Genomic DNA, 13,086 nt, shown 5'->3' on the forward strand with positions numbered 1-13,086 from the left:
GGCGGGTTTTCTCTGCGGGCGTGATTGAAAGCCAGCATGCGCGCGCGGGCCCGGCATACAACGTTTGATGTAAGGCCACGGGCGGCGCGTCGCAGCGACAATGCGGGGGACGGTTCTCCCCGTCCACGGGGATGATGCGATCAGGTCCCGGTTATAGCGGCCACGGCCGACTACGCAACGAGGAGTTGCCGCATGGCAAAGAGCAGCGACAGTCAGTCGGGTGGGAGCTGGTTTCAGACCTTGCCGGGTGTGCTCACGGCCGTTGCCGGCCTGCTTACCGCCATCACAGGCCTTGTCCTTGGCCTCAATCAGGCTGGACTGTTTCGCAGATCGGATCCAGCGCCCAGCCCGACCGTCCAGACCGTTCAAAAGGACGCTCCGGCCAGCGATCCCGTTGCCCCAAAGAGCGACTCCGCACAGGCGCCCGGCACAACCAGCGGTCCAGCGCCCGTCGCAAACGAGGCAACTGGTGCTCCCGCCACAGGCTCGGGAGACGCGAAAGCACCCACGGGCGACTCCGCGACAGTGACGTCGATTACGCCGAAGCCCGGGACAGCCCTGTCGCCGCACATGGCGCACACCATTGCGTTGACGATCCACTACCGGCTGCAATCGGCCGACTCCATGATCCTGGTGGCTCGCGCCGTGGCGTTTCCTGCCGATGACGGTTGCAGCGAGCCCCGTGGCTCACACCCCATCGTCGTGCCGGACCCGCCTCACATCACCGTGCAGCGCGGCGAGGGAAATCTCTCGGTGGTGCTCAATATCCGGCAGGCCGATCAATTGAAGCGAGGGGAAATGATCCGTTCCGTGGCGGCCGTCGGGAGTTTCTGGTCGGGCATGGATGGGCAAGGTCGCCCGATCGTCAGCACGCCGCAGCTGTGGGATGCCCGGACAACCTGTTTTGCCTACAGGTGATTGGCGAGTCATCAAATTGCTCGCCTGTGTAGCCAAAACTCCGAACGCCATGTCTCGCCGGCGCTGGCGGGCTCGACGGACGCCAGTCGCGTGCGGGAGCTGAAAGTTCTCCGCTTCGAGATGTTCCACACGCAGAGCACGCAGCCAGTTGCAACGGAGCATGCCCTGTGAGCGACGGCTGTTGCCTTCGTGCCGGCTGGACGGCCAACTCAGTTGTCCACATCCGTCCACTTTTGTTCACCACCCTTCGCGACCGACCCAAATTCCGCTCGGCCTGCCCCGCACCCGTCTCGGGCCCGGTCGCGTCAACATTTTCTTTGTGGCTCAAGAACCTGTTTCAGGTTGCTATCTTTTTGTGTGCATCGGTGTATCAGGTTTGATACATCGGCTTCAAAGTGAGCTTGCCGTTTTGATATCCGCGGCAACGCATTGAATGCGTGGCTTATATCTGCGCGGTTATCAGAGCGCGGGGCGGCGATTGCCTTCGCTGCATGTAACAACTGTGAACCACATTTCGCCGGGCCAGCCTGACCGAAGCCAGACTCACCCATCAAGAGTTGGCTCAAGCAATTGATTTGAAGGCCGTCGCACGCGGGTCTGCGCCTGCTTCACACGTGGCACGCAAGTTGCGAAACAAGTGCGCTGGGTATGCAGCACCAGCACCTCAGGGGGTGCGTCGCATCGCTTCCGGAGTAATGACTATGCGTAAGACTCTTCTTGCAACCGCGATCATGCTGGGAATGGGGTTGGCACTCCCTGCCATGGCGGGCACTACCACCAACAACCAGGCTGGCATGTCCAGCCTCATCGACAACAACACCACAAACAACGAAACGTATAGCAATACCGATTCGTTCAACGTCAACAATGCCGAATCCAACAGCACGCTGTCGGGCTCAGTCAGCTACGTGAGTGTGTCGAACATCGGCAACTACGTAACCAACAACGGCAACGCAAACGGCGGCCACGGTGGTAACGGCGGTGACGGCTACGGCGGCAACGGCCACGCAGGCCGGGCAGCCTCGGGCAGCATCGGCGGCGACGCCAGCTCCAGCAGCGGCAACGGCGCCTATGGTGATTCGTACAGCGGCGACGCTCTTGCCGGAAGCAGGTCCTCGGGCGCATCGGCGCACTCGCATTCGGGTGATGCCAGCGAGGCCGGCCTGAACGGAGGCGACGGCACCGCCACCTCAGGATCCAGCAGTTCGATGGGCGGGTCCAGTACGTCCGGCGCGGCAGGCGCCTCAACTGGCGCATCGGCCGGCACGGGTGGCGCGAGCGGCGCCGGCGGCGCAGCAACGGGTGGCGCCGGTGGCAACGGCGGCACGGGCGGCATGGGCACTGGCGGCAGTGGCACGGGCGGCGCGGGCGCTGCAGGTGGCAACGGCGGTACGGCCTATGCCGATGGCGGCTCCTTCAACATGTCCAACCAGATGAACGGTTCAGCCGCTGCGGCGGCCGGGGTCTCGATCCTGGCGCAGAACAGTGGCGCGGCCGCGCTGGTGCAGCAAAGTGTGAATGTTCAGGCCAACCTGACCTTCTCACACTAAGTAACAGCGAAACGGCACGGCGGGGCCACATGCTCCGCCGTGTCGAGTCGTGGCTTGCGGACACGAATGGGCGATCGCGATGATGCGTCGTCGCGATCGAGTGGAAGCGCGCGCTCACGAAATTTCGGGGTGCGCATTTTTTTGTCCGGGACATCCTCGGCGCAGCGAGGATGCCCTCGTGGGCCGAACAGGCCATTCCCTCGCCGCCCAATCGGGCGCATCTGTGGCGATCCGAAGTTCAGGCAGCAACGTGGTGCAACGATCGGCCAAGGTTGCAGCCCAAAGCCTGTACCCCGCGCCAGGCCAGAACCAGCAGACAGCTTGCGCTTGCGCGACCAACCGGCCAGCCTGACGTAGCAAGTCCGCCAAGCGAAATCTGGGCTACGCCGGCGCGGCGCGTCACCCATCTGAATGCGGCATCGGCCCTTGTTTAGCCAGTCGTCGAAATTTTACTTGACATCAATTTCGATGATTAGCTAAATAGCGACAATGAACGCCGTCTTCAAAGCCATTGCCGACCCCACTCGCCGCAAGGTGCTGGCATTGCTCCGTCAGCGTTCGATGACGGCTGGGGAGCTTTCGGACCATTTCCCGGTGTCGCGACCGACCATGTCGGCGCATTTTGCGGTGCTCCGCGAGGCGGACCTGATAGAAGCCAACAAGGTCGGCACGACTATCTTCTATCAGTTGAAGTTGTCGGTCCTGGAAGATGCACTGCTGGGCTTCAGCCAGTTGTTCGGCATCGGCGTGGCAGATCACATGACGACGGACCCCACTGGCGGGGCCCGACCCAAAGCAACCCGTGAAGGAGCCGACGAATGAGCGATAGCAGCTATTCCCGTGCCCGGAAACAGATCATCTTCGCACTCAAGCTCGCGGCCGCCATGATCGCCGCTGCGTTGCTGCTCACCCTCGCCCGCAAGCAAGGATGGATCGAGGGGGCACAGGTCGTGCGTGCGCAAAACGTCGTCATCGGTCTCGCCCTGGCGGCATTCTGCAACAGCATGCCAAAGATGCTGGGACGACCGCCCCGCTCCACCCGTGAAGCGACGTTGTCCCAGGCCGTGCTGCGAGTCGGCGGCTGGGTCATGACCGTCGGACTGCTTGTGTGGACTGCGCTATGGGCGTTTGCGCCCCAGCGTCTCGCGTCCATCGGTTCTGTGATTGCTGTAGGCGCGAGCGTCGCGATCATGTTGGGCTACGCGACGTGGAAGTGCATCACCTTCCGCGCCCCGAGAAGCGACTGAGCCGGATCTCCTGGAATGTTCCAGGGTTTTCCGGCTCACGCTTAACTGCATTGTCGAAAACGGGCTGAAACCCGCCGAACACCGGTTCAGCGGGTCCATGGCCATCACAGTGTCAACCGCAGCTACCGCAGCAGCCGCCCTCGGCATGCTTGTCCCGCGCCTTGACGGACAAGTCAGCGACACTGATGTCGATGACCGTCAGATCAGGATTGGTCTGTCGATAGGTGAAGGTCAGCTTGTCACCAAAACGATCGCGCAACTGGGCAATCAACGGAAGCGGATTGTGGTCGTTGAAGAAGCGCATGGTTTCACCAGGATGCAAGGCGTCGAGGGCGCCGAAGATGGCCGCATGGCGAAAGCGACGAGCCACGCCGCGGGCATCAAAGATATGAACGCTGGCGTCGAGGAGAGTGTCAGTGGACATGGCAGTACGGTAGGACCAGTGGATTGGGGAGTCTCAAAGTAAGCCGCCGACTTGCGCGGTGTCGCTGACTTAGGTCAGCGCAATGCCCTGGCGGGTCACCGGGCTTGCGCAGATTCATGCGAATTCCCGCCGCTTGGACGACGCACGGCGACCATCGACGCCCTTCACGTCGGCGCCCCAAGACGTGGCCTCGCGATGTCGATTTCTGGAGACGCCTTTCGTCGTTCCCATGGGTGGCCTTGCGGCCGCCTCGAGCCAGGAGAGAGACGATGCGCGTGATGGTGATCGTGAAAGCGACTGAGGACAGCGAACAGGGCTTTCGCCCAACGCCCGAGGCCTTGGAGGCACTCGAAGCCATGGGTCGATTCAATGAGGAGTTGGCCAAAGCCGGCATATTGCGCACGGCCGACGGGCTGAAGCCCTCTTCGTACGGCAAGCGCGTTGCGTTTGATGGACGCAGCCGCACCGTCACCGACGGGCCTTTCGCCGAGACGCACGAACTGATTGCGGGGTTCTGGCTGTGGGAGGTCAAGGACATGGACGAGGCGGTCGCCTGGGTGAAACGCTGTCCCAACCCCATGCCAGGGCCGAGCGACATTGAAATCCGACCGCTGTACGAGATGGCCGATTTGCGACGCGACTCCGATGCCGGCGGTCGCGGAGGTTCATGAGCGGACGCGCGAGCAGGCCAGCGAAAACCAGGACCCGCAGCCGCCGTCGCAATGGCGTTACCCCGCAAGGCATGCTGATGGCTGACCACAAGCGCAAGGCGATCCAAACCACCTTTCGTTGAGACACCCGTAGCGCATGGCTCCATGGGGCACGTGCGGGGCGTCATGCGCCTTGGCGGAACGTTGCGATTTGTATCTGAGCGTATCCACCATCGACAACAACACACTGTGATGCCGTATGACCGCGCATGGGACACATCAGGGATACCTGGAAGGCGTCTCCTAAGCACGTCGGCCGATGGGCCGCCGAGTTGCCTTCCAACCTGAGGATCTTACCCATGCGTTCACATGTCTCCTCGCTGGTCCGCCATGCATCGGCCCGCCCGGCGCGTTTCGCCCTCTCCGCCATCGTCATGGCATTCGGTTTCGCCACTGCCGGCCAGGCCCTGGCCGCTCCCACCCTGCCCGCTTCGTCCTTGTCGGCGTCCACCCAGGCTTCCCGCATCGACGGGCGCGCTGACTGGAATGTCGACTATCCGTCCCAACTGGGGCCGGACGGCCCGCTGCCGGAATCCGCCGCTACTGGCTCGCCCCGGACGTCGGATGCGGATACCCGTGCCGCCTGGAATGTCGACTATCCGTCCCAGCTGGGCCCTGATGGCGTGCAGCGCGACCAGCGGCAGGCGCCGATCGTCGAGAGCGAGGTGCGCGTCTACTGGAACGTCGATTACCCATCCCAGCTCGGTCCCGATGGCCCGAGCCCGAAGGGCGCGGTGGCGGCACTCCGTTCGTCCACGGAGAGCAGCAAGTCCATGCTGCCCTAATGATGCGCAAGCCGCGGCGCTAAGCAACGAAAGCCGCTTGCATCGAGGCGCCGCACCGACCACAGGCCTGGTGCGGTTGCCGACGACACGCGACGCTGGGGCACTGCAATAGCGCGTGTCCGGCGCAATCCGCGAGGGCTGCGGCTGCAGCCTTCAAAAGCTAATCCGTAAGCCGCCCTGCCACCTGCGTCCAGCATGGCGGCCATGCTGGCAAGTACATTGCTGGCTCGCCCCCGACCCATTCAACGTCGCGCATGCAACGTTCGACGCCACGTCATCGAGGGTCAATCGATACTGATCGCAGCGCAATCGTCGCGCAGAGGCCGCCACCCTCACGATTGGCCAAGGTGAGCGAGCCGCCGATGGCGCGCGCCAATTGCGCCGCGATGGCCAGCCCAAGCCCTGAACCGCCGGTGTCGCGGTTGCGTGACGCCTCCAGGCGATAGAAGGGTTGCAGTACGGCGTCCAGTTCTTCCTCCGGAATGCCCGGCCCCCGGTCAGCGACGGCAATGGAAAGCTCGCCCTGCCCGTCGCGCCACGCCGAAATCTCGGCCGAGCCGCCGTACTTGATGGCGTTGTCCACCAGGTTGCCCACCACGCGTTGCAGGGCCTGCCGGCGCACCATCGCCGTGCCGCCCACGGAGCCAGCCAAGGTCACCGGCTGGCCGATATCCTGGTAGTCGAACACCAGGCTCTCCAGGAACGCGTCCACATCCAGACGCACCGGCGCCTCCGCGCCGCCATGTGCGCTGCGCGCGTAGGCCACGCCCTCGCGCACGAGCTGCTCCATGGCGCGCAGGTCGCCCAGAAGCTTCTGCCGTTCCTCGCCCTCGTCCAGCAACTCCGCCCGCAAACGCATGCGCGTGATCGGCGTCTGCAGATCGTGAGAGATGGAAGCGAGGATGTGCAGGCGCTCCTTGAGGTGACGCGCGATGCGGTCCTGCATGGTGTTGAAGGCGGTTGCGGCCTGCGCCACTTCCGTCGGACCGTCCTCGCTCATGCGCGGACCGTCGGCGGTAGGCGTCATGGCCTCCGCTGCCTGGGCCAATTGGGTGAGCGGCCGTGTCGCCAGGCGCACGGCAAGCCAGGTGCACAGCAATAGCAGCAACAGCTGCAGGGCCAGCATCACGGGAAGCCATGCAGCCACCGGCGTCAGGTGTGGCGTGACTTCCAGCGTGAGCGGCGAGCCGTCGCTCAGGGTGAAATGCACCTGATACAGCTCCGGCCGCGTGGAGACCGTCTGGCCGTGCACATGGAACGCCGGCCCCAATTCCATCGCGATTCGGCGCGTTACTTCGCGCGAGCGCTCCGAGACCAGAGGGACGCCGGGCCGTCCTTCGCCAAGCAGATAGCGATAGTTGTCACGCCGCAGCCGCGCGAGCCAGTCCGGTCGCTCCGCGGCAGGCAGCCGGTCGAGCACGGTGACCGAGGTGGCCACGTCGTGTTCCACCGTGTTGTACATCGCCTGCACGGTGCTCTGGTAGCGCTCGTAAAGCAGCAGTGCGAGCGATAACCCCTGTGCCAGCAACAACCCCGCGAGAATGATCAGATAAAGCCGCGAAGCCATGCTGCGCGGCATCCACCGAGCCACCCCGCGCTGAATGACGCTCATCCGCCATCACCCGGCACGGTGACCGCCATCGAGAACACGTAGCCTTCGCTGCGCACGGTCTTGATGTAGGCCTGGTCACGCGCGTTGTCGCTCAGGCGGGTGCGCAGCCGGCTCACCAGCAGGTCGATCGAGCGATCGAACAGTTCGGCGTCACGGCCCTGGGTCAGATTGAGCAGCTGGTCGCGTGACAGTACCCGTTGGGGATGGTCGAGGAACACGCGAAGCAAGCGGAACTCCGCGCCGCTGAGCGGCACGATGGTGCCTTGTTCGTCGAGCAGGTGGCGCGCCGTGGTATCCAGGCGCCAACGACCGAAAGCCAGTTGGTTCGCCGCTTCAGTGACACGCAGATTCGGCGGCAGCATGCGCGTGCGGCGGATCACCGCCTTGATGCGAGCGAGCAACTCCCGCGGGGAAAACGGTTTCGCCACGTAGTCGTCAGCGCCCATCTCCAGGCCGATGATGCGATCGGTTTCGTCATCGCGCGCGGTCAGCAGCACCACCGGCACCGCGCGGTGCTTGCCGCTGCGCAGCGTGCGGCACAACACCAGCCCGTCGTCGCCCGGCATCATGATGTCGAGCACCACGAGGTCGAACGCCGAGGTGTCCAGCTGGGCGAACATGTCGCGGCCGTCCACCGCTGCACTGGCGCGCAGCCCATTCTTGCGTAGGTAGTCCACCACGCCGGTGCGTATCTCCCGGTCGTCGTCCACCACGAGGATGTGGTCGATGTGTTCCATGCCGTCTGTCCCTGGTTCGGTGGCGCGAGGTCAAGCCTTGCCGAGCAGCGCGCGGACGCGACGCTCGGTCTCCTCATAGTTTCCCTCGCCGAAGTGGCTGTACACCAGCCGTCCGTCGCGGTCGATCAGGTAGATGGCAGGCCAGAACTGGTTCCCATAGGCATTCCAGATGCGGGAGTCGTTGTCCGCCACCACCGGCCAGTCGATCCGGTACTGGTGGATGGCGGCCTTCAGCGCGGTGAGGTCGTGCTCCTCGTCGTATTCGGGCGTATGAACGCCGACCACCACCAGGCCGTCGGCGGCATAGCGGTCGTACAGTTCGCGGGTGTGCGGCAGCACGTGGATGCAGTTGATGCATTCGCGAGTCCAGAATTCGACCAGCACGACCTTGCCGCGCAAGCCCGACAGTGTCAGCGGCGGTGAATTGAACCAGGGGCCGGGGCCTGCGAAATCCGGCGCCGGACTGGAAGCCTCGTGCTCCTGCGCGAAAGCGAAACGGCCGGTTCCTGGCCAGGCCGCGGCGCCCAGCGCCGCCACGACCACGATGAGGGCAAAAACTCGAAGGAATGACATGGGCGCCTCGCGGAATGTCGATGGCGGCGCGCCTGCGCCGCCCTGGCAGGCATTGGACCGCCTCGCGTTGTCGCCAGCGTGTCGACTCCGACGGCTTTTTGTATCCGAATGTACGGCCCTTGGCGCCGGGTGGTGAACTCGGCGCCGGGGCTTTTGTATCGAATCGTGTATCGCGCGCTCCGCTACACATTGCGTTGCCGTTCGGCCGATTCGGCGACACGCGCCCGATACGTCGCCGCGGTTTCCTTTGCCCACCGGCCACGAGTTCACCGTCATGTCGACGCGAACGGCCTTCCACGAGAAACCCGACCATGAGCAAGAAGATCCTCTACACCGGCAAGACCTTCACCACCGGCGGCCGCAGCGGTCAGTCGCACAGCGACGACAAGCGTCTCGACATCAAGCTGGCCCCGCCCGGTTCGCCGGCCGCCGGCACCAATCCGGAGCAGCTGTTTGCCGCCGGCTGGTCCGCCTGCTTCATCGGCGCCATGACGCACGTCGCGCAGGAGCTGGGCCTGAAGCTGCCGGCCGACGCCGAGGTGGCGGCGGAAGTGGACCTGGGCAATGCGGGCGAACAGGGCTACTTCCTGCAGGCGCGCCTTCAGGTGAGCCTGCCGGGCATCGACCGCGACGTCGCGCAGACCATCGTAGAGCGGGCCCATCAGACCTGTCCGTATTCCAAGGCCACCCGCGGGAATATCGACGTCGCCATCACGGTGATCTGAACCATTACCCCTGCCGCGCGACCCGGGCGGCTCGCCTGGGCTCGCCGCCCCTGCTCTGGCCCATCGCGTCCGGCGATCGTCCGTGGTCGCGTGAACGATGGGCCAGGCAGTCCCCTGATTCGTTCCATCTTCCATAAAGGAGTCCCACCATGCGCAGTTTGCTGGGCATTGCCATCGCGCTGGCAGTCACTTCCGGCGCCGCGGAGGCCACGGATGCCGCCGCCCCCACCATCAAGAACGTGGTGATCGTACCGGGCGCCTTCGTGGACGGCTCGGGTTGGCGCGCCGTCCACGACATCCTCGTCCACAAGGGCTATGCGGTGACGGTGGCGCAGCCGCGCATCGACACGTTGGCCAACGATGTCGACGAGGTGCGCGAATTGGTCCGCCGCCAGAAGGGCCCGGTCGTGCTGGTGGGCCACAGCTACGGTGGCGCCGTAATCACGCAGGCCGGCAACGGTGAGAACGTCAAGGCGCTGGTCTACGTGGCGGCGCTGGAACCCGATGTGGGCGAGAGCCTGTCGCAGCTGGTCGGCTCGATGCCCGCGCCAAACAATGATGTCGTGGCCACGCCGGATGGCCGCCTGTATCTCGATGCGAAGAAATTCGGTGACGACTTCGCCGGCGACGTGGACAAGAACCGCGCGGCGTTCATGGCTGCCTCGCAGGTACCGGCCAGCGCCGCCGCCTTCGGCGCAGCCGCGCAAGTGGCGGCGTGGCATGCCAAGCCGAGCTGGGCCGTGGTCACGACCGACGACCATGCGCTCAGTCCGGATCTCCAGCGCTGGATGTACAGGCGCGCCGGTTCCAGGGTCACCGAGATCAAGGCCAGCCACGCGGTCTATATCTCGCAGCCCGAGGCCGTGGCGAGGGTCATCGAGGAAGCCGCCAACGACGTGCGGTAAGGTCTCGCGCACCTGCCATGGCGCCGTGCTCTGGTCCTGCCCGGGAACGCCACGCCTGCACCATCGAGGCGCGCCAACCGGGGCTTCGATGACCCAAACGCCGTTTGGCGGCCCATGAAACGCGGCGCGCGCCTGCCGCTACAATGCCGGCGAGCTTCTTCTCCTGGCCAGCGCATGCCAAAACCCGCCGCTCCCACCCCGTCGAAGTCGCGCCCCGATGCCGCCGCCGCGCCGCGCCGCAAGCGCGGCCGGCCTGCGCAGGATGCCAACGAAGGCTTGCGTCGGGCGTTGATCGAGCAGTCGGCGCGGCTGTTCCGCGAGAAGGGCTACGGCGATACGACGGTGCGCGACATCGCTGCCGCCACCGGCGTGCATGCGGGCAGCTGGTTCTATTACTTCAAGACCAAGCAGGACATCCTGCAGGCCGTCATCGAACACGGGCTGACGGTGGCGCTGGCCGATATCGCGTCCATCGATGTCGACCAGCTGCCGCCGCGCGAGGCGCTGCTGCGGCTGGTGCGGGCGCATCTGCATACCTTGCTGGCGCCCAACCAGGACTTCATCCCGGTGATGCTCTACGAATGGCGCTCGCTGGATACGGAGGCGCAGGAGCGCATCATCGCGCTGAAGGACCGCTACGAGTCCATCTGGACGCGCGTGATCGATCGCCTTCGCGCATCCGGCGAATGGGCGCAACCGACGCCGGTGGACCGACTGCTGATGTTCGGCGCACTCAACTGGACGGCGCAGTGGTACCAGGCCGGCGCCGGCATCAGCATCGAGGAGCTGGCCGACCAGGCCGTGCGTTTCATCCTGCGCACGCCGCTCCCGCCTGCGGCCTGACACCCTTCCGGGCTTCGCCGTGACGAAGCGCCGTCACGCTTGATCGATCGGTGATCTTCGCTCAGGCGGCTGCAATTTCCATCAGCAACCCGCCCGGCGCCACCTGCGCGCCAACCTGGGTGAACAAGCCGCTCACCTGGCCCGCAAACGGCGCGGCGATGCTGTGCTCCATCTTCATGGCCTCGACCACCAGCAGGGCTTGTCCGGCGGCAACCGCCTCACCTTCGGTGACATGCACCGCAACGACGCGACCATTCATCGGCGAGCTGATGCGCCCGCTGCCGGACAACGCGCCCTGGCGCTCGGTCCTTGCATAGGTAGTGTCCACGGCGCTGTGCTCGTGGCCGTCCAGTACAAACTGGCATGCGGCGTCTGTTGCGGCATATTCAAGCTGGTGCAAGCTGTCGCCCAGGGCCAGGGTCAGGCGGCCTCGAGTGTCTGACACGAGCTCCGCCCGAATGCTTTCGCCATCCCATGCCAGCTCCCACCGCCCGGCAGAGAGCGTGCGAACGCGCATCTCCACGTCCTCGCCGTCGAGCGTGAAGCGGCACAGCGAAGGATAGGCGCGACTGCTTGCCCAGCCTTGCAACTCCGCGGGATAGCGGCCCGCGATATCCCCTCGTACATGCGTGAGCAACGCAGCAGCCGCCTGGCGAGCCGGGCCATCAGGCAAGCTCGGCTTTCGTGCCGATGACGGAAAGTGCCGCTCGATGAATGCGGTCGATACCTCGCCCGCCAGGAATGCCGGATGCGTCACGCACTCGCGCAGGAAGGCCCGGTTGGTCGGCAGGCCAAGCAGCAGGCAATCGTCCAGCGCATGGGCCAGACGACGGGATGCATCCGCGCGATCCGTGCCGTGCGCGATGATTTTGGCAAGCATCGAGTCGTAGTACGGCGACACAACAAGCCCGTCGACCAACGCGTGGTCAGTGCGTACTTCGCCCGGCGCACGCCAGCGATTGATCGTGCCGCTCTGCGGCAGGAATTCGCGCCGGGGATCCTCCGCACACAAGCGAACCTCGATCGCATGGCCGCCCTGGCCCAGCCGCACGTCAATCTCGTCCTGGGTCAGCGGCAATACTTCACCCAGCGCCACGCGCAATTGCCATTCGACCAGATCGACACCAACCACTGCCTCGGTCACCGCGTGCTCGACCTGCAGGCGCGTGTTCATTTCCATGAAGTAGAACGCGCCGCCCGGGGAGAGCAAAAACTCCAGCGTGCCTGCGCCCACGTAGCCGATGGCGCGCGCCGCCGCCACCGATACCTCGCCCATGCGGGCGCGCAATTCAGGCGACACCGCAGGCGATGGCGACTCCTCGATCAGCTTCTGGTGTCGTCGCTGTACAGAGCAGTCGCGCTCCCCAAGGTGCACCACGTTGCCGTGTTGATCGGCAAACACCTGGATCTCGATATGGCGCGGTTCGTCGATGGCCTTCTCGAGGATCAGTGCGCCGGAACCAAACGCGTTCTCGGCCTCGGAGCGGGCCGATTGCAACGCGGCGACGAAATCCTGAGGCTGGTCGACCCGCCGCATGCCCCGACCGCCGCCGCCGGCGACGGCCTTGATCATCACCGGGTAGCCGATGCGCGCCGCCTCCTTCGCCATGCACGCGCCGGACTGATCGTCACCGTGGTAGCCCGGCACGCAGGGCACACCGGCCGCTTCCATCAGGCGCTTCGCGCCTGCCTTGTTGCCCATGGCGCGGATGGACTCGGCTGATGGGCCGATAAAGACGAGACCCGCCTCGCCACATGCGCGGGCAAAAGCGTCGCTCTCCGCCAAAAAGCCATAGCCGGGATGCACCGCCTCGGCGCCGGAGCGGCGCGCGGCATCCAGCAGCGCCTCGATATTGAGATAAGACGCCTGTGGCGCCGATGCCCCGATCGGCAAGGCGAGGTCCGCCTCGCAGCAGTGCGGCGCACCCCGATCGGCCTCGGCATACACGGCGATCGTCCGCATGCCCAGTCGCCGGGCAGTGCGCTGGATGCGCAGCGCGATTTCGCCACGATTGGCGATCAGGATCGAGCGAAAGGCGGCATGCGGCGTGGCCATC

The 13,086-nt window shown here is 65.2% G+C and carries 14 protein-coding genes; 9 read left to right on the forward strand and 5 right to left on the reverse strand.

Annotated elements, in window-relative coordinates; genetic code table 11:
- The first annotated feature begins 192 nt into the window (after positions 1-192).
- The 4 genes from DVT68_RS00640 (at position 193) to DVT68_RS00655 (ending at position 3,715) form a co-directional block, all read left to right on the forward strand.
- Positions 193-918, forward strand: a complete 726-nt coding sequence (locus DVT68_RS00640) for a hypothetical protein (RefSeq protein WP_114823147.1) — start codon at positions 193-195, stop codon at positions 916-918.
- A gap of 761 nt (positions 919-1,679) precedes the next feature.
- The gene (locus DVT68_RS00645; RefSeq protein ID WP_158543431.1) at positions 1,680-2,468 is read left to right on the forward strand and encodes a hypothetical protein; all 789 of its coding nucleotides are present in this window, start codon (positions 1,680-1,682) and stop codon (positions 2,466-2,468) included.
- A gap of 489 nt (positions 2,469-2,957) precedes the next feature.
- Positions 2,958-3,290, forward strand: coding sequence for an autorepressor SdpR family transcription factor (locus tag DVT68_RS00650; protein ID WP_114823149.1), 333 nt, complete (start codon positions 2,958-2,960; stop codon positions 3,288-3,290).
- Positions 3,287-3,715, forward strand: a complete 429-nt coding sequence (locus DVT68_RS00655) for a hypothetical protein (RefSeq protein WP_114823150.1) — start codon at positions 3,287-3,289, stop codon at positions 3,713-3,715. Before DVT68_RS00650 ends, DVT68_RS00655 begins: the two co-directional genes overlap by 4 nt.
- A gap of 112 nt (positions 3,716-3,827) precedes the next feature.
- Here the strand turns inward: DVT68_RS00655 and DVT68_RS00660 are convergent, their stop codons facing one another.
- Positions 3,828-4,139, reverse strand: coding sequence for a DUF2249 domain-containing protein (locus DVT68_RS00660; protein ID WP_114823151.1), 312 nt, complete (start codon positions 4,137-4,139; stop codon positions 3,828-3,830).
- A gap of 269 nt (positions 4,140-4,408) precedes the next feature.
- On the opposite strand from DVT68_RS00660, the gene DVT68_RS00665 reads away from it, so the two are divergent.
- Both DVT68_RS00665 and DVT68_RS00670 read left to right on the forward strand, forming a co-directional pair.
- Complete coding sequence (locus DVT68_RS00665) at positions 4,409-4,810, forward strand: YciI family protein (protein WP_114823152.1); 402 nt, start codon at positions 4,409-4,411, stop codon at positions 4,808-4,810.
- Between the two features lie 338 nt (positions 4,811-5,148).
- Entirely contained in the window at positions 5,149-5,634 is a 486-nt protein-coding gene (locus tag DVT68_RS00670) for a hypothetical protein (RefSeq protein ID WP_114823153.1), read from the forward strand.
- Positions 5,635-5,908: 274 nt separating this feature from the next.
- Here DVT68_RS00670 and DVT68_RS00675 read toward each other — a convergent pair whose 3' ends face one another.
- From DVT68_RS00675 to DVT68_RS00685, 3 genes are read right to left on the reverse strand one after another with little or no spacing between them, the layout of a single operon-like run.
- Complete coding sequence (locus tag DVT68_RS00675) at positions 5,909-7,201, reverse strand: sensor histidine kinase (protein ID WP_233523305.1); 1,293 nt, start codon at positions 7,199-7,201, stop codon at positions 5,909-5,911.
- 41 nt (positions 7,202-7,242) lie between these two features.
- Entirely contained in the window at positions 7,243-7,983 is a 741-nt protein-coding gene (locus tag DVT68_RS00680) for a response regulator (protein ID WP_114823155.1), read from the reverse strand.
- A gap of 30 nt (positions 7,984-8,013) precedes the next feature.
- Positions 8,014-8,556 (reverse strand): redoxin domain-containing protein, encoded by a 543-nt coding sequence (locus DVT68_RS00685; protein WP_114823156.1) that lies wholly within the window; start codon positions 8,554-8,556, stop codon positions 8,014-8,016.
- 311 nt (positions 8,557-8,867) lie between these two features.
- Between DVT68_RS00685 and DVT68_RS00690 the strand changes: the two genes are divergently transcribed.
- The 3 genes from DVT68_RS00690 to DVT68_RS00700 all read left to right on the forward strand — a co-directional run bounded on the left by DVT68_RS00690 (position 8,868) and on the right by DVT68_RS00700 (position 11,029).
- On the forward strand, positions 8,868-9,281 hold the full coding sequence (locus tag DVT68_RS00690; RefSeq protein WP_114823157.1) for an organic hydroperoxide resistance protein: 414 nt from the start codon (positions 8,868-8,870) through the stop codon (positions 9,279-9,281).
- Between the two features lie 149 nt (positions 9,282-9,430).
- A complete protein-coding gene (locus DVT68_RS00695; protein WP_114823158.1) occupies positions 9,431-10,186 on the forward strand; it encodes an alpha/beta fold hydrolase in 756 nt (251 codons plus the stop codon).
- Between the two features lie 174 nt (positions 10,187-10,360).
- Positions 10,361-11,029 carry a TetR/AcrR family transcriptional regulator gene (locus DVT68_RS00700; RefSeq protein ID WP_114823159.1) on the forward strand — a complete coding sequence of 223 codons (669 nt, stop codon included), beginning with the start codon at positions 10,361-10,363 and terminating at the stop codon, positions 11,027-11,029.
- A gap of 61 nt (positions 11,030-11,090) precedes the next feature.
- Here the strand turns inward: DVT68_RS00700 and DVT68_RS00705 are convergent, their stop codons facing one another.
- A complete protein-coding gene (locus DVT68_RS00705; RefSeq protein WP_114823160.1) occupies positions 11,091-13,085 on the reverse strand; it encodes an ATP-binding protein in 1,995 nt (664 codons plus the stop codon).
- Position 13,086 lies beyond the last annotated feature (1 nt).

It is taken from the genome of Dyella solisilvae (assembly GCF_003351225.1).
GTDB lineage: Bacteria > Pseudomonadota > Gammaproteobacteria > Xanthomonadales > Rhodanobacteraceae > Dyella > Dyella solisilvae.

Excerpts from the sequence above, each read along its gene's own strand:
- DVT68_RS00675 (WP_233523305.1), bottom strand. The coding sequence starts at position 7,201 with ATGGCTTCGCGGCTTTATCTGATCATTCTCGCGGGGTTGTTGCTGGCA.
- DVT68_RS00650 (WP_114823149.1), top strand. The coding sequence starts at position 2,958 with ATGAACGCCGTCTTCAAAGCCATTGCCGACCCCACTCGCCGCAAGGTG.
- DVT68_RS00665 (WP_114823152.1), top strand. The coding sequence starts at position 4,409 with ATGCGCGTGATGGTGATCGTGAAAGCGACTGAGGACAGCGAACAGGGC.
- DVT68_RS00705 (WP_114823160.1), bottom strand. The coding sequence starts at position 13,085 with ATGGCCACGCCGCATGCCGCCTTTCGCTCGATCCTGATCGCCAATCGT.
- DVT68_RS00660 (WP_114823151.1), bottom strand. The coding sequence starts at position 4,139 with ATGTCCACTGACACTCTCCTCGACGCCAGCGTTCATATCTTTGATGCC.
- DVT68_RS00655 (WP_114823150.1), top strand. The coding sequence starts at position 3,287 with ATGAGCGATAGCAGCTATTCCCGTGCCCGGAAACAGATCATCTTCGCA.
- DVT68_RS00695 (WP_114823158.1), top strand. The coding sequence starts at position 9,431 with ATGCGCAGTTTGCTGGGCATTGCCATCGCGCTGGCAGTCACTTCCGGC.
- DVT68_RS00685 (WP_114823156.1), bottom strand. The coding sequence starts at position 8,556 with ATGTCATTCCTTCGAGTTTTTGCCCTCATCGTGGTCGTGGCGGCGCTG.
- DVT68_RS00690 (WP_114823157.1), top strand. The coding sequence starts at position 8,868 with ATGAGCAAGAAGATCCTCTACACCGGCAAGACCTTCACCACCGGCGGC.
- DVT68_RS00700 (WP_114823159.1), top strand. The coding sequence starts at position 10,361 with ATGCCAAAACCCGCCGCTCCCACCCCGTCGAAGTCGCGCCCCGATGCC.
- DVT68_RS00640 (WP_114823147.1), top strand. The coding sequence starts at position 193 with ATGGCAAAGAGCAGCGACAGTCAGTCGGGTGGGAGCTGGTTTCAGACC.
- DVT68_RS00645 (WP_158543431.1), top strand. The coding sequence starts at position 1,680 with ATGGCGGGCACTACCACCAACAACCAGGCTGGCATGTCCAGCCTCATC.
- DVT68_RS00670 (WP_114823153.1), top strand. The coding sequence starts at position 5,149 with ATGCGTTCACATGTCTCCTCGCTGGTCCGCCATGCATCGGCCCGCCCG.
- DVT68_RS00680 (WP_114823155.1), bottom strand. The coding sequence starts at position 7,983 with ATGGAACACATCGACCACATCCTCGTGGTGGACGACGACCGGGAGATA.